The sequence below is a fragment of the Frigoribacterium sp. CFBP9030 genome (assembly GCF_034045195.1).
Taxonomy (GTDB): Bacteria; Actinomycetota; Actinomycetes; order Actinomycetales; family Microbacteriaceae; genus Frigoribacterium.
Genome location: NZ_JAXCWG010000003.1, coordinates 75813 through 93210, shown reverse-complemented (window position 1 = coordinate 93210; position 17398 = coordinate 75813). Strand labels below are relative to the sequence as shown.

The 17398-nt window shown below is 71.3% G+C and carries 16 protein-coding genes and 1 pseudogene; 13 read left to right on the top strand and 4 right to left on the bottom strand.

What is annotated here, in order from left to right; all coding sequences use genetic code 11:
• Positions 1–149: 149 nt before the first annotated feature.
• A complete protein-coding gene (locus tag SOM13_RS04525; protein ID WP_320478989.1) occupies positions 150–1268 on the bottom strand; it encodes a mannose-1-phosphate guanylyltransferase in 1119 nt (372 codons plus the stop codon).
• Positions 1269–1446: 178 nt separating this feature from the next.
• On the opposite strand from SOM13_RS04525, the gene SOM13_RS04520 reads away from it, so the two are divergent.
• From SOM13_RS04520 to SOM13_RS04500, 5 genes are all read left to right on the top strand, one after another.
• Positions 1447–2631 carry a glycosyltransferase family 4 protein gene (locus SOM13_RS04520; RefSeq protein ID WP_243213626.1) on the top strand — a complete coding sequence of 395 codons (1185 nt, stop codon included), beginning with the start codon at positions 1447–1449 and terminating at the stop codon, positions 2629–2631.
• Between the two features lie 133 nt (positions 2632–2764).
• Positions 2765–3217, top strand: coding sequence for a succinate dehydrogenase, cytochrome b556 subunit (sdhC, locus tag SOM13_RS04515; RefSeq protein ID WP_192058591.1), 453 nt, complete (start codon positions 2765–2767; stop codon positions 3215–3217).
• A 4-nt stretch (positions 3218–3221) separates the two neighbouring features.
• Entirely contained in the window at positions 3222–3665 is a 444-nt protein-coding gene (gene sdhD, locus SOM13_RS04510) for a succinate dehydrogenase, hydrophobic membrane anchor protein (RefSeq protein ID WP_192058593.1), read from the top strand.
• Positions 3666–3728: 63 nt separating this feature from the next.
• Positions 3729–5537 (top strand): succinate dehydrogenase flavoprotein subunit, encoded by a 1809-nt coding sequence (gene sdhA, locus SOM13_RS04505; protein ID WP_192058595.1) that lies wholly within the window; start codon positions 3729–3731, stop codon positions 5535–5537.
• Position 5538: 1 nt separating this feature from the next.
• A complete protein-coding gene (locus SOM13_RS04500) occupies positions 5539–6294 on the top strand; it encodes a succinate dehydrogenase iron-sulfur subunit (RefSeq protein WP_192058597.1) in 756 nt (251 codons plus the stop codon).
• A 102-nt stretch (positions 6295–6396) separates the two neighbouring features.
• Here SOM13_RS04500 and SOM13_RS04495 read toward each other — a convergent pair whose 3' ends face one another.
• Positions 6397–6753 carry a hypothetical protein gene (locus SOM13_RS04495; protein WP_192058600.1) on the bottom strand — a complete coding sequence of 119 codons (357 nt, stop codon included), beginning with the start codon at positions 6751–6753 and terminating at the stop codon, positions 6397–6399.
• Positions 6734–7885, bottom strand: a complete 1152-nt coding sequence (locus SOM13_RS04490) for a DUF6177 family protein (protein ID WP_320478988.1) — start codon at positions 7883–7885, stop codon at positions 6734–6736. The genes SOM13_RS04495 and SOM13_RS04490 overlap by 20 nt, the downstream gene beginning before the upstream one ends.
• Before the next feature lie 202 nt (positions 7886–8087).
• On the opposite strand from SOM13_RS04490, the gene SOM13_RS04485 reads away from it, so the two are divergent.
• Positions 8088–8540 (top strand): hypothetical protein, encoded by a 453-nt coding sequence (locus SOM13_RS04485; RefSeq protein WP_192058604.1) that lies wholly within the window; start codon positions 8088–8090, stop codon positions 8538–8540.
• A 115-nt stretch (positions 8541–8655) separates the two neighbouring features.
• Here SOM13_RS04485 and ptsP read toward each other — a convergent pair whose 3' ends face one another.
• Positions 8656–10311 carry a phosphoenolpyruvate--protein phosphotransferase gene (gene ptsP, locus SOM13_RS04480; protein ID WP_320478987.1) on the bottom strand — a complete coding sequence of 552 codons (1656 nt, stop codon included), beginning with the start codon at positions 10309–10311 and terminating at the stop codon, positions 8656–8658.
• Positions 10312–10450: 139 nt separating this feature from the next.
• Here ptsP and SOM13_RS04475 point away from each other — a divergent pair, with 139 nt between their 5' ends.
• The 7 genes and pseudogenes from SOM13_RS04475 to SOM13_RS04445 all read left to right on the top strand — a co-directional run bounded on the left by SOM13_RS04475 (position 10451) and on the right by SOM13_RS04445 (position 17352).
• Positions 10451–11554, top strand: coding sequence for a YihY/virulence factor BrkB family protein (locus tag SOM13_RS04475; RefSeq protein ID WP_320478986.1), 1104 nt, complete (start codon positions 10451–10453; stop codon positions 11552–11554).
• A gap of 10 nt (positions 11555–11564) precedes the next feature.
• The gene (locus tag SOM13_RS04470; protein WP_320478985.1) at positions 11565–12410 is read left to right on the top strand and encodes an exodeoxyribonuclease III; all 846 of its coding nucleotides are present in this window, start codon (positions 11565–11567) and stop codon (positions 12408–12410) included.
• A gap of 24 nt (positions 12411–12434) precedes the next feature.
• On the top strand, positions 12435–13502 hold the full coding sequence (gene trpS / locus SOM13_RS04465; protein WP_320478984.1) for a tryptophan--tRNA ligase: 1068 nt from the start codon (positions 12435–12437) through the stop codon (positions 13500–13502).
• 2 nt (positions 13503–13504) lie between these two features.
• Entirely contained in the window at positions 13505–14149 is a 645-nt protein-coding gene (locus tag SOM13_RS04460; RefSeq protein ID WP_320478983.1) for a GNAT family N-acetyltransferase, read from the top strand.
• Positions 14146–15183, top strand: coding sequence for a bifunctional diaminohydroxyphosphoribosylaminopyrimidine deaminase/5-amino-6-(5-phosphoribosylamino)uracil reductase RibD (gene ribD, locus SOM13_RS04455; RefSeq protein ID WP_320478982.1), 1038 nt, complete (start codon positions 14146–14148; stop codon positions 15181–15183). The genes SOM13_RS04460 and ribD overlap by 4 nt, the downstream gene beginning before the upstream one ends.
• A pseudogene (gene ribA, locus SOM13_RS04450) lies at positions 15159–15821 on the top strand (GTP cyclohydrolase II); the annotation flags it as partial. The gene ribD and the pseudogene ribA, both read left to right, overlap by 25 nt.
• A 184-nt stretch (positions 15822–16005) precedes the next feature.
• Complete coding sequence (locus SOM13_RS04445; protein ID WP_192058621.1) at positions 16006–17352, top strand: MFS transporter; 1347 nt, start codon at positions 16006–16008, stop codon at positions 17350–17352.
• Positions 17353–17398 lie beyond the last annotated feature (46 nt).

Here is a 17398-nt window from a genome sequence, read left to right as displayed (position 1 = left end):
TGCAGCCCGGCAGCTGAGCCGGGCACGTATGGCTGTCAGGTTACTCATTGCGACGAGCGCTCACGGCCGTCCCGGTGGAGTGATGCCGTCCCGTTACACAAGCGGGACCGGCGCGAAACGAAGACGAAACGAAGCGACGCCGCGATGGGTCAGAGGACGTCGCTGCGACCGCTGAGCTTCAGGGCGTCGACGACGGACTTGACCCGCTGGGCGTTGGCCGTCGTCGTGACGAGCAGGGCGTCGGGGGTGTCGACGACGATGATGTCGTTCACGCCGATCAGCGAGATCAGCCGATCGCTGCCGGCGACGACGATGCCGCTCGACGCGTCGGCGAGCACCCGGGCGTTCTCGCCCAGGATCGCCAGGTCGCTCTTGCGCCCGCCGGAGTGCAGCTTGGCGATCGAGGCGAAGTCGCCCACGTCGTCCCAGTCGAAGTCGCCGGGCACGACCGCCAGCCGCCCGGCCGCCGCGGCGGGCTCGGCCACCGTGTAGTCGATCGCGATCTTCTCGAGGGCGGGCCAGACGGCGTCGACGACGGCGCCGCGCCGCGGGGTGTCCCAGGCCTCGGCGAGCTCTTCGATGCCGGCGAGCAGAGCGGGATCCGTCTGACCGAGCTGCTCGAGGAGGCGGTCGGCGCGTGCGATGAACATGCCCCCGTTCCAGAGGTAGTCGCCCCCGGCGACGTACGCCTCGGCGGTCTCGAGGTCGGGCTTCTCGACGAACGACTCGACCATGCGCGCGGACGGCGCGCCCTCGACGGCGAGCGGCCCGCCGACGTGGATGTAGCCGAAGCCGATGGCCGGCTCGGTCGGCGTGATGCCGATCGTGGCGATGTACCCCTCGTCGGCGACGACGATGGCCTCGCGGACGGCGCGCGCGAAGCCGCGGGTGTCGGCGATCACGTGATCGGCGGCGAACGAGCCGACGATCACGTCGGGCTCGCGGCGTCGGAGGATGGCGGCCGCGAGTCCGATGGCGGCCGTGCTGTCCTTCGGCTCGCTCTCGAGCACGACGTTGTGGTCTTCGAGGTCGGGCAGCTGGCGCTCGACCGCGGCGCGGTGCGCCCGGCCGGTGACGACCATGATGCGCTGCTCGCCGTTGAGCGGCGCGAGGCGGTCCCAGGTGCCGCGCAGCAGGGTCGAGCCGCTGCCGGTGAGGTCGTGCAGGAACTTCGGCGCGTCGGCGCGGCTCAGGGGCCAGAGCCGTGAGCCGATCCCGCCGGCCGGAATGATGCTGTAGAACCGGTCGAGGCTGCTCTGGGTCGTCATCCCCCCACCCTACTGAGGGCACCGCTTCGGGTCGCGCCGTCGGCCGCCGGTGGACGACGCGGTCACCCGTCCGCTCACCCGGGCGTTCACGCAGCCGCCATCCGTCGGCCACGGCGTCGAGACGAGGACGACACGTCGCGGCGTCAGCCTGGGCTCACCGCGAGCCGAGGAGCACCGTTTGAGAGTCGTCGTCGTGACCGAGAGCTTCCTCCCGACCGTGAACGGGGTCACGACCAGCGTGCTCCGCGTGCTCGACCATCTCGCCGCCCGGGGTCACGAGGCCCTGATCATCGCCCCCGCCGGTCGCGGGCACGACTCGTACGCCGGGTTCCCCGTCCACCGGGTGCCGTCGGTGGCCTACCGGCAGTTCCCGGTGGGGCTGCCCAACCCCCTCGTCGCCGGCGCCATCGCGGCCTTCGCACCCGACGTGGTGCACGCTGCGTCGCCGTTCCTCCTCGGGGCCCAGGCCATCTCCGCGGCAGCGCGTCTCGGCGTCCCCAGCGTCGCCGTCTTCCAGACCGACGTGGCGCGGTACGCCTCGACCTCCGGGCTCGGGGCGACCGCCGCCTCCTTGGCCTGGCGTCTCGTCCGACGGATCCACGAGCAGGCGACGCTGACCCTCGTGCCGTCGACCGCCTCCCGGCGAGACCTCGAGGCCGTGGGCGTCCGCCGCCTGGCGACCTGGGGACGAGGCGTCGACTCGGTCCGGTACCACCCCAACAACCGGCACTCGCCCGAGGCCGCGGCGTTCCGGGCCGGGCTGGCCCGCCCCGACGAAGTCGTCGTCGGCTACGTCGGGCGCCTCGCGGCCGAGAAGGAGCTCGACCGGCTCGCCGCCCTGCGCGGCGTCGACGGAATGCGTCTGGCCGTCATCGGCGGAGGCCCGAGCCTCCCCGGGCTGCGCCGTCGCCTCCGCCACCTCGACCCGGTCTTCACGGGACCGCTGCACGGCTCCGAGCTCGCCACGGCCTACGCCGCGCTCGACGTCTTCGTGCACACGGGCACGACCGAGACCTTCGGTCAGACGGTGCAGGAGGCGCACGCCAGCGGACTGCCGGTCGTCGCACCGGCCGCGGGCGGGCCCCTCGACCTGGTGCGGCACGGTGTGGACGGCTACCTCGTCGACCCCCGACACGACCACTCGCTCCGCCGAGCCGTGCGCCGCCTCGTCGAGGAGCCCGAGCTGCGCGCCCGATTCGGCGAGGCGGGGAGGCGCGCCGTCGTCGGCCGCACCTGGGAGCGCCTCGGCGACGAGCTGCTGGAGCACTACGCCGACGCCCGCCGATCGGTGCACGCGCCCCTGCCCGCGGCCCTCCGACGCGCCGCTCCCGACCGTGATCGCGGTGTCTCGACATCGAACTAGTTAGGCGGGCCTTGGCGGCGCCGCGACGGGCCTCGAACATAGACTGAGGGCGTTCTGAGAACACACACGGCGGACACGGCTGTCCTCTCCCGATGACAGCCCGACCCGCCCCAGTCCGCGAGGAGGGCCGCTCATGGCCGAGCAGTCGACGGAGACCCTGCCCCCACCGGCAGGCCGACGGGGAGCACCCGAGATCGGCGCGCCACGCGGCAAGAACCGGCTGGCGGGCACGCTCTACCGTGGTCGCGAGGGCATGTGGTCGTGGGTCCTTCACCGCATCACCGGTGTCAGCATCTACTTCTTCCTGCTGGTGCACATCCTCGACACGGCCCTCGTGCGGATCAGCCCCGAGGCGTACAACGCCGTCATCGGCACATACAAGAACCCGATCATGGGGCTCGGCGAGACGGCGCTCGTGGCGGCGATCCTGTTCCATGCGCTGAACGGCCTCCGCATCATCCTCATCGACTTCTGGGGACCCGGCACCAAGCACCAGCGACTCCTCTTCTGGATCGTCATCGGCGTGGCCGTCGTCCTCTTCGCGGGCTTCGCCCCCCGCCACCTCATGAACGTCTTCTCGGAGTAGCACGATGACCACCGAAACCATCGAGGCCCCCCGCTCGGCCCGACCCGCCTCGCGCAGCAGCAACCTGGAGAAGTGGGGCTGGATCTACATGCGGGCGAGCGGCGTCGTCCTCGTCGTCCTGATCTTCGGCCACCTCTTCATCAACCTGCTGGCGGCCGAGGGCGGCATCAAGGCCATCGACTTCGCCTTCGTCGCCGGCAAGTGGGCGTCGCCGTTCTGGCAGGTCTACGACACCCTCCTGCTCTGGCTGGCCCTGATCCACGGTTCGAACGGCATGCGGACGATCGTCAACGACTACGTGTCGAAACCCGCCGTCCGCAAGGTGCTGCTGGGCGCCCTGCTCGTCTCGGCCGTGGTGCTGCTGACCCTCGGCACCCTCGTCATCTACACGTTCGATCCGTGCCCGGCCGGCGCCCCCGCCGACCTGCTGCCCTCGATCTGCTCGTAGGCGACCGGCCCGACCCGCGCCTCCTCAGCCCCACGCCCGCACCACATACCGACGGAAAGCACCGTGACCACACCTTCTCCCGCTCCTGAGAGCACCGTCGTCGACGGCATCCACTACCACCAGCACGACATCGTCATCGTCGGAGCAGGAGGCGCGGGGATGCGAGCGGCCATCGAGGCCGGTCCGAACGCCAGCACCGCCGTCATCTCGAAGCTCTACCCGACGCGGTCGCACACGGGCGCCGCTCAGGGCGGAATGGCCGCGGCCCTCGCCAACGTCGAGGACGACAACTGGGAGTGGCACACCTTCGACACCGTCAAGGGCGGCGACTACCTCGTCGACCAGGACGCCGCGGAGATCCTGGCGAAGGAGGCCATCGACGCCGTCCTCGACCTCGAGAACATGGGTCTGCCCTTCAACCGGACCCCCGAGGGCAAGATCGACCAGCGTCGTTTCGGCGGCCACACGGCCGAGCACGGCAAGAATCCCGTCCGTCGGGCCTGCTACGCCGCCGACCGCACGGGTCACATGATCCTCCAGACGCTGTACCAGAACTGCGTCAAGCACGGCATCAACTTCTTCAACGAGTTCTACGTGCTCGACCTGATCATGGGCGAGATCGACGGCGAGGAGCGCCCCGCCGGCGTCATCGCCTACGAGCTGGCGACGGGTGACCTGCACGTGTTCCAGGGCAAGGCCGTCATCTTCGCGACCGGCGGCTTCGGCAAGATCTACAAGACGACGTCGAACGCCCACACTCTCACCGGCGACGGCGTCGGCATCATCTGGCGCAAGGGCCTCCCCCTGGAGGACATGGAGTTCTTCCAGTTCCACCCGACCGGTCTCGCCGGGCTCGGCATCCTGCTCAGCGAGGCGGCCCGAGGCGAGGGCGCCATCCTCCGCAACAGCGAGGGCGAGCGCTTCATGGAGCGCTACGCACCGACGATCAAAGACCTCGCACCGCGCGACATCGTCGCCCGGTGCATGGCCACCGAGATCCGCGAAGGACGCGGCGGCGGCCCGCACAAGGACTACGTCTACCTCGACATCACCCACCTCGACCCCGCGGTGATCGATGCGAAGCTGCCCGACATCACCGAGTTCGCCCGCACCTACCTCGGTGTCGAGCCGTACACCGAGCCCGTGCCCGTGCTGCCCACGGCGCACTACGCGATGGGTGGCATCCCCACCAACGTCAAGGCGGAGGTGCTGCGCGACAACACCACCGTCGTGCCCGGTCTCTACGCCGCGGGCGAATGCGCCTGCGTCAGCGTCCACGGCTCGAACCGACTCGGCACCAACTCCCTGCTCGACATCAACGTCTTCGGCAAGCGCGCCGGGAACAACGCCGTCGAGTTCGTGAAGGACGCGCCGTTCGTGCCGCTCCCCGACGACCCGGCGGGCTTCGTCCGCGGGCTCGTCGCCGACGTCCGCGCCGCGACCGGCACCGAGCGCATCGCCACGCTGCGGAAAGAGCTGCAAGACAGCATGGACCGCAACGCCCAGGTGTTCCGCACCGAAGAGACCCTCGACGAGGTGACCCACGTCATCGCCGATCTGCGTGAGCGGTTCAAGAACATCAGCGTGCAAGACAAGGGCAAGCGGTTCAACACCGACCTGCTCGAGGCGATCGAGCTCGGGTTCCTGCTCGACCTCGCCGAGGTCGTCGTCTACTCGGCCCGGTCGCGACAGGAGAGCCGCGGCGGGCACTTCCGAGAGGACTACCCGACGCGCGACGACGAGAACTGGCTCGTGCACACCATGGCCTATCTGACGGGCGACCCCCACTCGTCGCTCGCCGGCGACCACATCCGCCTCGACACGAAGCCCGTCGTGATCACGAACTACCAGCCGATGGAACGGAAGTACTGACATGAGCACCGCAGTCCTCGAGAACTCCCCCGCAGGGGCCGACGCGATCCCGACGTTCACCGCCACGCTCATCATCCGACGCTTCGACCCCGAGGTCGACTCCGAGCCGCGCTGGCAGGACTTCGACGTCGAGGTGCTGCCCACCGACCGGGTGCTCGACGCCCTGCACCAGATCAAGTGGGAGCAGGACGGCTCGCTGACCTTCCGCCGCTCGTGCGCCCACGGCATCTGCGGCTCGGACGCCATGCGGATCAACGGCCGCAACCGTCTCGCCTGCAAGACCCTGATCAAGGACCTCGACGTGACGCAGCCGATCTACGTCGAGGCCATCAAGGGTCTGCCCCTCGAGAAGGACCTCGTCGTCGACATGGAGCCGTTCTTCCAGTCGTACCGCGAGATCCAGCCGTTCCTGATGGCTTCGTCGAAGCCCGAGAAGGAGCGCATCCAGAGCGCCACCCAGCGTGCGCGCTTCGATGACACCACCAAGTGCATCCTCTGCGCCGCCTGCACGTCGAGCTGTCCCGTCTTCTGGACGGACGGGCAGTACTTCGGCCCCGCCGCGATCGTGAACGCGCACCGGTTCATCTTCGACTCCCGCGACGAGGGCGCTCAGGTCCGACTCGACATCCTCAACGACAAGGAGGGCGTGTGGCGGTGCCGCACGACCTTCAACTGCACCGAGGCATGCCCCCGCGGCATCCAGGTGACCCAGGCGATCGCCGAGGTCAAGCAGGCCGTGCTGCGAGGTCGCGCCTAGTCGCCGAAGACATGCAGATTAGAGGCGCCGGGCTGTCGAGCCCGGCGCCTCTCGTGCATCCGAGAAGCGCCGTCGGTCGGCGGGCGCACGGTGCGGGGCCGTTCAGTCGTCTTCGACGATGCAGACGGCGTCCAGAGCGAGAGCCAGCCGGAGCGCGACCGACACACCGGCTTCGCCGTCCTCACCGAGCGGCGCGATGGCATCGACCCAGAACACCGGGAGGCGCACCTCCGGCGGATCGGTCAGCAGGCGCTCGATCTCACCCGACGTGTTCAGCTCCTGGGCGCCGTAGACGGTCAGCAGAGCGCGGCCTCCGCGGGCGAAGACCTGATGGGCGGTCGCGCCGTCGATGGGGCGGACCCCGTACGACTCGTCGACCGCGTGCGCGGCGCTCGCGAGATCGAGCCCGTCGGGAGCCTGAGGACTCAGGATGGTGATCTCACGAGGCACTGTCGTCACGCCCCTCCTCCATGTCGCCAGCTTCGGAACCGCTCGCCTCGCCCTGCACCCTGCTCTCGTCGAGGAGGTCGAACTCGTCGAGGTCCTCCTCCCACGCCTGCAGGAGGGGCGGCGAGACCAGGGTGGCGAGACGCTCCGGTCCCACGGCCTCGAGGGTCTGATGCAGTGCGTCCCACCCGGGCGTGCTGGCGTCACCGAGCGGCACCACGAAGGCCGGCAGGCTCGGGCGGCCTACGACCCGGACCGTCTCGCCGGTCGGCAACGCGGTCAGGTCGAGCCCGAGACGCTTGACGGACGGCGCTCCGATGAGCAGTGCGACCGGGTTGGGCGGCGGGTAGGTGACGGCGCAGACGCAGCGATCCACCTCGCCCTCCCGTGCGACCACGAGGGCGAAGGTCGGCAGGCTGTCCCGGGCGATGTCGGCGAGGGCGCCGGTCAGCCGGTCGATGCCCGCGTCGAGGGATTCTCCGTCGGCGGGGTGGACGACGTCGACCGTGATCGACATCGTCTCCTCCGTCCCGTGCTCGGTGACCCGGGCGGTGACGGTGGCCGACAGATGCGGGCCCTCGACGAGCATGCGGAGGGGCTCCGGCGCGGCATGGCGGGCGTGCTGGGTGAGAGCCCATCGATCCCAGGCGGACAGCATCGGCTCGGTGACGCCCCACGAGACGGGGAGCGAACCGGACACAGCCAGCGAGATGGTCTCGAGCGCGCCTCCCAGGCTCATGTCGTGGGCGGGGAGGTGGAGGACGGTGAGATCGATCGTCAGCTGCACCCTCGTGTCGACGGCCGGACCGATCTCGGGGAACTCCACCTTCTCGACGCCGAGCTCCTCCACGGGGATGCCGGCGTCGTCGACGGCGTCGTACGGACGACCGGTCAGGCCGTCCCGCAGATCTCCTCGGTCGTCGTGGACGACCCAGGCGGCACCCGCCTCGACGAGGGCCGACCGGAGACCGACCGTCAGACGGGAGCGCTCGCTCGATACGAGCACGACCCGCCGTCGGTGCCTGCGACGCCGGAGCAGATCGGCCATGGGAGGGCTGAGGCGGAGGACCCGGCCCCGACCGTCGACTCGGACGACGCGCGCCGTGACGGCGTCGACGAGCGGATGTCGAATAGGGGTGCCCACCCATCCAGTGTGCTCCGCGGGCGCCGGTCGGGTCCGTTCGGACCCGGACTCGCAGGCGGCGTCCATGCAGCGGACGGGAAGTCCCCCCGTGCGAGGGGCCTCGCGGCGACGGTGGGCACCTAAGCTGGTGAGAGCTCCTCACGGGACGTCGTCGACTCCCGCGTCGGCGCCGACCACGACCCCGAACGAGAGGCCGCGACCCATGGACGTCACCCGCCAGCAGCAGTTGCAGAACGACATCGCCGCGACATTCGCCGAGTCGCTCGCCGGTCACGACTGGGCGGAGGCGACGTTGTTCCTGCTCGAGGTCGGCTCGACGTCGCGCGTGTGGGTCGACGCGCTCGACGCCGCCGGCGGCGCGAAGCAGGGCCTGAGCATCCCCGACGTCGCCGCCGCGGGCTCGCGCCTCCGCGAGGTGATGGCCGACCCCGAGAAGGGCGCATGGTTCTCCTTCGCCCTGACGCTGACCAGCGACGGGTCGTTCACGGCACGCTTCACCCTCGACCGTCGCGTCTACGACAACCCGGCGTCCCCGTTCGAGCCGGGTCCGGCCGGCGAGGTGCCGACCGACGCCGACTACGCGGCCGACCTCGAGCGCTTCCCCCGCAGCGCGAAGTACCGTCCGACGTGGGCACCCGCCGTCGCAGGCAGCTGAGCGGACGACCTCGGCACGGGGCCGGTGGGTTCGCGGCGGGGCGGTGCGCAGTCCGGCGGACGGCAACCGGACGAGCCGTGAGCCGATCGGACCCCGGCCCGACCGGCCCGATCGACTACAGGCCTGCGGCGACCGCCTCGGCGGCCTCGCGCGCTCCCGGCGCCGTCGTCGCATCGATCGCAGCCGCCGCAAGGGCGCGCGCCTGCTCGATCGTGTACTTCGACAGCTCGAGGCGGACGTCGGCCAGGGCGGCCGGGGTCATCGACAGCGTCGTGGCCCCCAGTCCGACGAGCACGACGGCGAGCAGCGGGTCGGCCGCCGCCTCGCCGCAGATGCCCACGGGCTTGCCCGCGGTCGCCCCGGCGTCGCCGAGAGCCCGGACCAGGCGGAGCACGGCGGGGTGCCACGGATCCTGATACGACGCGACCGAGCCGAGCATGCGGTCGGCTGCGAGCGTGTACTGCGTCAGGTCGTTGGTCCCGATGCTGACGAAGTCGGCCGTGCGGAGCACCTGGTCGGCCAGCACCGCGAGCGAGGGCACCTCGGCCATGACCCCGACGGTCTTGAGTCCGAGCTCGCGACCGAGGGAGACGAAGTACTCGGTCTCTTCGGCGTCGCTCACCATCGGCGCCATGACCCAGAGGTCGGCCGTCGTGGCCGCCTGGGCCTCGGCGAGCGCGGTGAGCTGATCGCGGAGGATCTGCTCCTTCACGCGGAGGGCGCGGAGCCCCCGGAGCCCGAGGGCGGGGTTCTCCTCGTGGGCGTCGTTCAAGAAGCTCAGCGGCTTGTCGGCACCGGCGTCGAGCGCGCGGACGACGACCTTCTTGCCGGGGAACGCCTCGAGCAGCGCCGTGTAGCTGGCGGTCTGACTCTCGACGGTCGGGGCGGTGGACGACCCGAGGAAGAGGAACTCGGTGCGGAACAGGCCGACGCCCTCGGCCCCGAGCTCGACGGCGCCGGCGGCCTCGTCGGGCGAACCGAGGTTGGCCAGCAGGGGCACGGCGTGGCCGTCGGCGAGGGCGCCGTCCGTCAGCGGGGCGGCTGCCGCGGCGCGGCGGTCGGCGATGCGCTGCTCCGCCGCGGCGATCTCGTCGGCTGCGGGGTCGACGGTCACGACGCCCGTGGCCGCGTCGGCGACCACCACGGTGCCGTCGACGAGGTCGAGGGCTCCGGTGACGCCGACGATGGCGGGGATCGACTTCGAGCGGGCCAGGATGGCCGTGTGCGAGGTCGGTCCGCCGTCGCGGGTGATCAGGGCGAGCACCTTGTCGAGGTCGAGGAGGGCGGTGTCGGCGGGCGCGAGGTCGGGCGCGACGAGCACGAAGGGGGTGTCGCTCTCGGGGACGCCGGGCGCCGCGACTCCGCGGAGGGATGCGATGACGCGCTGGGCGACGTCGCCGAGGTCGGTGGCGCGCTCGGCCATGTAGCCGCCCATGCCGACGAGCATCTCCTGGAAGGCCGCGAAGGCCTCGAACACGGCCCGCTCGCCCGTCGCGCCGTCGGCGATGCGCTGCTGGACGTCGTCGGAGAGCGTGGGGTCTTCGGCCATGAGCGCCTGGGCGTCGAGGACGTCCTTCGCCTCGCCGCCGGCCTTCTCGCCCCGTGCCGACAGATCGGCGGCGACCGAGCGGAGCGCCCGGGTGACGTCGGCGAACTCGGCGTCCGCCTCGGCGGTCCGCTTGTCGCTGCTCGGCTCGGGCAGCGGATCCGGCATCCGGAGGATCGGGCCGACGGCCACTCCGCGTCCGACGCCAACGCCCTGTAGTGCCACTGTGAGACCTCTTCGTTTCGGTGAGTTCGGATGCCGGGCACGGGTGGTGACCCTGTGCCGCGCGGTCGCGTGCCATCGTACGCGAGGCGCACGGGTGCGTGGTCCGGACGCGAGCGTCGCGCACCCCTACCCTGGTGCGATGCGACGACGACCGGACGACGAGCGGTCGATCGACGACCCCGTGCCCGGAGACGAAGCCGACGCCCGGTCGAGGGTCGGCCGCGTCACGACGGCACGGCCCGTGCGAGTGGTTGGCCGCTACGTCGGAGCGAAGGGCCCGCTGCTCGCCGCCGGTCTCACGTACCAGGCCCTCTTCGCACTGTTCGCGGGCCTCTGGGTCGGCTTCTCCGTCGCGGGCTTCGTCGTCTCGGGCGACGAGGCCCTCCGCGACCAGCTGGTCGTCTTCATCCGCTCGGCCGTCCCCGGCCTGATCCAGGACGACTCGGGGGCGGGCGTGGTCGACCCCGACGCCCTCCTCGACGCCACCGTCTTCGGCTGGACCGGCGCGATCGCGTTCGTGGGTCTGCTCTTCTCCGCCATCACCCTCTTCGGCGGGATGCGCGACTCCGTCCGCACGATCTTCCGTGCGCCATCGCCGGCCACCCCCTTCCTCCGACTGGTGCTGCGCGACCTGGCCCTCGCCCTCGCCTTCGGCGCCGCCGTGGTCGTCTCGGCCACGGTCTCGCTGCTCAGCACCACGGCGGTGCGCTGGGCCCTGCACCTGCTCGATCTGTCGACCACGTCGGCCGCGTCCGTCCTGCTGCTCCGCGTCACGGCGCTCCTGCTCGTCTTCGTCTTCGACGCTCTCGTGCTCGCCGCGCTGTTCCGGGTGCTGGCGGGTCTGCACATCCCCGGCCCGCGCCTCCTCGTGGGGTCCGCGCTCGGCGCCGCCGGCTTCGTCGGTCTGACGGTCGTCGGCGGGACCCTGCTGCGCGCAACGGGCGCCAACCCCCTCCTGGCGTCGTTCGCGGCGGTCATCGGCCTGCTGATCGTCATCGATCTGCTCTGCCAGGTGCTGCTGCTCGCCGCGGCCTGGATCGCGGTCGGCATGGACGACATCGGGGTGCTCGCCGACCCGCACCAGGAGGCCGAGCGCCTGCGCCTGCTCGAGGAGGAGCGGCTGGCCCAGGAGGCGCGGGTCGCCACCCGCTCCCGGCGTGCCGTCGCGGCCGTGCGGGGCCTCGTCTCCCGCCTGCCCCGTCCCTCCCGACCGCGCGGCGACGGCGACGGTGGCCGCCGGTAGTGTTCTGCGCATGGGAACACGTCTCCGCCTCGCCTCCGTCAACGTCAATGGCATCCGGGCCGCGTACCGCAGGGGCATGGGCGACTGGCTCGCCGAGCGCGACATCGACATCCTCACGCTCCAAGAGGTGCGCGCCTCGACCGACGACCTCGAGGGCCTGCTCGGCCCCGAATGGAACGTCGTCCACCACCCCGCGACGGCGAAGGGCCGCGCGGGTGTGGCCATCGCCTCCCGCGGGGCGGCCTCCGTGCACCGCGTCGAGCTCGGCGACGACGACTTCGACAGCGCCGGGCGGTGGATCGAGGCCGATTACGACGTCGCCGGCACGATCGTCACGGTCGTCAGCACCTACGTGCACTCGGGCGAGGTCGACACCCCCAAGCAGGACGAGAAGTGGAGATTCCTCGACGCGATGACCGCCCGGCTGCCGCAGCTGGCGGCGCACAACGCGCTCTCGGTCGTGACGGGCGACCTGAACGTCGGTCATCGCGAGCTCGACATCAAGAACTGGAAGGGCAACGTCAAGCGGGCCGGCTTCCTCCCGCGCGAGCGCTCGTACTTCGACCGGTTCCTCGGCGAGGCCGGGACCGAGATCGAGACGGTGGACGGCACCGGCGGCAGCGGACTCGGCTGGGTCGACGTCGGGCGCCGGCTCGCGGGCGAGGTCGAGGGGCCGTACTCGTGGTGGTCGTGGCGCGGCCAGGCCTTCGACAACGACACCGGTTGGCGCATCGACTACCACCTGGCGACGCCCGCTCTCGCGGCCAAGGCCGAGAACCACACCATCGATCGAGCGCCGTCGTACGCCGAGCGCTGGTCCGACCACGCACCCGTCGTCGTCGACTACGACATCTGATCTCTCCGACCCCCTGAGGACGTCATGACCGGCACCACCCCCTCCCCCGCATCCGCCGCCTCCGAGACGGTCGAGCCCCCTCGCGGCGCCGGCCGCCCCCGGCTCTTCTCCGGCATGCAGCCCTCCGCCGATTCGCTGCACATCGGCAACTACGTCGGGGCCCTGCTGCAGTGGCGCGAGCAGCAGTCGACCCACGACGCCCTCTTCTGCGTCGTCGACCAGCACGCCATCACCGTCGCCCAGGATCCCGCGACGCTCCGCGAGTCCACCCGGCGGACGGCCGCCCAGTACATCGCCGCGGGCATCGACCCGTCGCTGTCGACGCTGTTCATCCAGTCGCACGTGCCGGCGCACGCGCAGCTCGCCTGGGTGCTGAACACCCTCACCGGCTTCGGCGAGGCCAGCCGCATGACGCAGTTCAAAGACAAGGCGGCCAAGCAGGGCGCCGACTCGGCCTCACTCGGCCTGTTTGCCTACCCCACGCTCATGGCGGCCGACATCCTTCTCTACGGCGCCGAGGTGGTGCCCGTCGGCGACGACCAGCGTCAGCACGTCGAGCTGACACGAGACCTCGCCACCCGCTTCAACTCCCGGTTCGGCACGACGTTCGTGGTGCCCGAGGCCACCATCCAAAAGGAGTCGGCGCGGGTCTACGACCTGCAGAACCCCGAATCGAAGATGAGCAAGTCGGCGGCCACCGAGTCGGGTGTGGTCTGGATGCTCGACGAGCCGTCGCGCACGGCGAAGAAGATCAAGTCGGCCGTCACCGACACCGAGCGCGAGATCCGCTTCGATCGGGGTGCCAAGCCCGGGGTGTCGAACCTGCTGACGATCCAGTCGGCGTTCACCGGGCGCGCCATCGCAGATCTCGAGCACGACTACACCGGCCGCGGCTACGGCGACCTCAAGAAGGACGTCGCCGAGGTGGTCGTCGAGACGTTCACGCCGATCCGGGCGCGCGCGCTCGAGCTGCTCGACGACCCCGCCGAGCTCGACCGCGTGCTGGCCGGCAACGCCGATCGCGCGAACGAGCTCGCCCAGTCCACCCTCGACACGGTGTACGACCGCATCGGCTTCCTCCGCAAGGCCTGATCGTGCAGCCCTTCGTCCTCGAGTCCGACGCCGTGCGTCTGGCGGTGCCCGAGCGGGCCGACGTCGCCGCCATCGTCGACGCGTGCCGCGACCCCGAGCTGCAGAGGTTCACGACCGTCCCCGTGCCCTACGACGAGTCCGACGCCGAGTTCTTCCTCCGACGGATCGTCGACCACGGCTGGTCGGCCGGGCGCGAGTGCACCTGGGGGCTCCGGTCTCCCGGCTCGTCGCTGCTCGTCGGCATGATCAGCCTGCGCTTCGCGGACGACGACATCGGCTTCTGGACGTCACCCGCCCATCGGGGTCGCGGTCTCATGACGGCCGCGGTCGCTCTCGTGGCCGACTGGGCGTTCGCGCACGGTGGGGTCGACGAGCTCTACTGGGAGGGGTTCGTCGACAACGACGGCAGCGCCGGCGTCGCCCGGTCGACGGGGTTCCGGTACACCGGCGACGCCCCGGGTCTGCATCCGGCACGGGACGGCTCCCATCCGCTCTGCCGGACGGCTCGACTCCGTTCGAGCGACGACCGGACGGTGAAGCCCGGGTGGCCCGTCGGCGTCTCCCCCTCGGAATACTCGCGCGACCCTGCGGTTGACACCCGTGGCCTCGACGAACCGATCGGCGAGACCGAACCGGAGAGACCATGACCACCCCCTCGAGCGCGTACGACGACGCCATGCGGCGAGCGCTCGAGCTGGCTCTCCGCGGCACGTCCCTCGGCCCCAACCCCCAGGTCGGGTGCGTCCTCCTCCGCCCCGATCTGACGGTGGCGGCCGAGGGATGGCACCGCGGCGCCGGGACACCGCACGCCGAGGTCGACGCGCTCTCGAGGCTCGCGCCGGGCGAGTCCACCGTCGGCCTCACGGCCGTCGTCAGTCTCGAGCCCTGCGATCACACCGGCCGGACGGGCCCCTGCAGCGAGGCCCTGATCGGCGCCGGGGTGTCGAGGGTCGTCTACGCCGTCTCCGATCCCGGCGAGTCGTCCTCGGGTGGTGCCGAGCGCCTCCGGCGGGCCGGGGTCGAGGTCGTGGCGGGCGTCCTCCGCGACGACGCCGAAGAGACCATCCGCCCCTGGCTCGTGGCGACCCGTGCGGGTCGCCCGTTCGTCACCCTCAAGTGGGCCTCCAGTCTCGACGGACGCGCCGCCGCGGCCGACGGCACCAGCCGGTGGATCACGGGCACGGCCGCCCGACAGCACGTGCACGAGCAGCGGGCCGCGCACGACGCCATCCTCGTCGGCACCGGCACCGTCCTGGCCGACGACCCCGGGCTCACCGCGCGCGGCGACGGCGGCGAGCTGCTCGCCGACCAGCCGCTGCCCGTCGTGGTCGGCCACCGGCCCGTCCCGGCCGACGCCGAACTCCGGAGACACCCGAGGGCTCTCGTCGAGACCGGCAGCCGAGACCTCGAGGCCGTGCTCGCCGACCTCTACGGGCGCGGCGTCCGCAGCGTGTTCGTCGAGGGCGGCCCGACCGTCGCCAGCGAGTTCGTGCGACGAGGCCTCGTCGACGACTACCTCGTCTACCTCGCCCCGACGCTCCTCGGCGGACCGCGCACGGCCCTCGGCGATCTCGGTGTGGCGAGCATCGACGGTCAGGTCCGTCTCGTGACGACCCGCGTGACCCCCCTCGGCGACGACGTCCTGATCGTCGCCCGTGCCCAGCCCCGGAGAACACCATGACCGCCTCGCCCGCCGCCTCGCCCCAGATCACCTTCGAGGTCGAGACCACCGTGCCGACCCGGCACGGCACGTTCGCCTTCCGCGCGTACCGCGACCTCGTCACGGGGGCCGACCACGTCGCCGTCGTCGCGACCGGCCCCGACGGTCGTGCTCCCGGCGACGGCGCGCTCGTGCGGGTGCACTCCGAGTGCCTGACCGGCGAGGCCTTCGGGTCGCTGAAGTGCGAGTGCGGTCCGCAGCTCGACGCCGCCCTCGACACGATCCACGAGCATGGCGGCGTGGTCGTCTATCTGCGGGGCCACGAGGGCCGCGGCATCGGTCTGATCGACAAGCTCCGCGCCTACCGGCTGCAGGAAGACGGTCTCGACACCCTCGACGCGAACCTCGCCCTCGGGCTGCCGGCCGACTCCCGGCAGTACGGCGCGGCGGCCGATGTGCTGCGCGACCTCGGCATCCACGAGATCCGGCTGCTCAGCAACAACCCGGAGAAGAGCCGCCAGCTCGTCGAGCACGGCATCGCCGTCTCCGAGCTCGTGCCCCTCGTGGTCGGCGTCGGCACGTTCAACGAGGGCTACCTCGACACGAAACGCGACCGCATGGGCCACCAGCTGCCCGGGCACCTCCCCACCGACGGCTGAGCACCACTCACGAAGGCGCTAAACTGAACGACGGCTGTCACGAGCGGCCACACCCCACCGGCGTCGTGCGCCCCTGCTGATCCCCGGCCGACGCACGTCCACGACCGAGCCCCTGCGTGCCCCACCCGGCCCCGCTCCGCCGTCGTCGCCGGCATCGTCCTCCCCGCCGCTCCGGAGTCCCCCCATGTCGTCATCAGCCGTCGCCTCGTCGACGCAGCCCGCACCTCCTGCCAACAAGCGCTCGCGCGTCATCATCGCGAGCCTCGTCGGCACGTCCATCGAGTTCTACGACTTCTACGTCTACGCGACGGCCGCCGTCCTCGTCTTCCCGACCGTCTTCTTCGCGAACGACGACCCCGCCGTCGCGCGCCTCGCCTCGTTCGCCGTCTTCGGCGTCGCCTTCATCGCCCGACCCGTCGGCTCGATCGTGTTCGGCCACTTCGGCGACCGCATCGGCCGCAAGGGCACCCTCGTCGCCTCCCTCCTCACGATGGGCATCGCGACGGTGCTGATCGGCTGCATCCCCGCCGGCACGACGCCCGGCTGGGCCGTCGCGGGCCCCGCGTGCCTCGTCGTGCTGCGCTTCTGCCAGGGTCTCGGCCTCGGCGGCGAGTGGAGCGGCGCGGCGCTGCTGGCGACCGAGAACGCCCCGAAGAACCGACGGGCGATCTACGGCACGTTCCCCCAGCTGGGCGCGCCGATCGGCTTCATCATCGCCAACCTGCTGTTCGTGCTGCTGAACACCACCCTGACCGAAGAGCAGTTCATGGCCTGGGGCTGGCGGCTGCCGTTCCTGGCGAGCGCCCTGCTGGTGATCATCGGGCTCTACGTCCGCTTCAAGCTGATCGAGACCCCGGCGTTCCAGAAGGTCGTCGACTCGGGTTCGGTCGCGAAGCTGCCCCTGGCCCGCGTCTTCACGACGAGCTGGCGCCCGCTGATCCTCGGCACGTTCATCATGCTGGCCACGTACACGCTGTTCTACCTGATGACGACCTTCACCCTGACCTTCGGCACGGCCGATGCCGCCGGCGACCCGGCGGGTCTCGGCATCCCCCGCACGCAGTTCCTGTGGATGCTCATCCTCGGGGTCGTCTTCTTCGGCGTCTTCACCCTCGTCTCCGGGCCGCTCGCCGAGAGGTACGGGCGACGGGCGATGCTCATCTGCGTCACGGCCGGCATCCTGGTGTTCGGGTTCCTGTTCGCCCCGCTGTTCGCCGGCGGCGTGCTCGGCGCGCAGGCACTGCTGATCATCGGCTTCGTGCTGATGGGGCTCACCTTCGGCCCCATGGGCGCGGTGCTGCCCGAGCTGTTCCCGACCAGCGTCCGGTACACCGGCTCGGCGATCAGCTACAACGTCGCGAGCATCCTCGGCGCGGCCGTGGCCCCGTTCATCGCCGTGTGGCTCTGGACGGCTGCAGGCGGCAGCACCTGGCTCGTCGGGCTCTACCTCTCGTCGATGGCCGCTCTGACGCTCGTCGCGTTGATCCTCAGCCGCGAGACCCGCGACGTCGACTACGAGGCCGTCGACTGACAGGTGCCGGGGCCGCCGACGAAGTACGGTCGTCTCAGGCGGTCCG

Coding starts and splice junctions, on each gene's coding strand:
- SOM13_RS04500 (WP_192058597.1), top strand. CDS start 5,539: ATGAGCACCGCAGTCCTCGAGAACTCCCCCGCAGGGGCCGACGCGATC.
- SOM13_RS04485 (WP_192058604.1), top strand. CDS start 8,088: ATGGACGTCACCCGCCAGCAGCAGTTGCAGAACGACATCGCCGCGACA.
- SOM13_RS04525 (WP_320478989.1), bottom strand. CDS start 1,268: ATGACGACCCAGAGCAGCCTCGACCGGTTCTACAGCATCATTCCGGCC.
- SOM13_RS04470 (WP_320478985.1), top strand. CDS start 11,565: ATGGGAACACGTCTCCGCCTCGCCTCCGTCAACGTCAATGGCATCCGG.
- ribD (WP_320478982.1), top strand. CDS start 14,146: ATGACCACCCCCTCGAGCGCGTACGACGACGCCATGCGGCGAGCGCTC.
- SOM13_RS04445 (WP_192058621.1), top strand. CDS start 16,006: ATGTCGTCATCAGCCGTCGCCTCGTCGACGCAGCCCGCACCTCCTGCC.
- trpS (WP_320478984.1), top strand. CDS start 12,435: ATGACCGGCACCACCCCCTCCCCCGCATCCGCCGCCTCCGAGACGGTC.
- sdhD (WP_192058593.1), top strand. CDS start 3,222: ATGACCACCGAAACCATCGAGGCCCCCCGCTCGGCCCGACCCGCCTCG.
- sdhC (WP_192058591.1), top strand. CDS start 2,765: ATGGCCGAGCAGTCGACGGAGACCCTGCCCCCACCGGCAGGCCGACGG.
- SOM13_RS04475 (WP_320478986.1), top strand. CDS start 10,451: ATGCGACGACGACCGGACGACGAGCGGTCGATCGACGACCCCGTGCCC.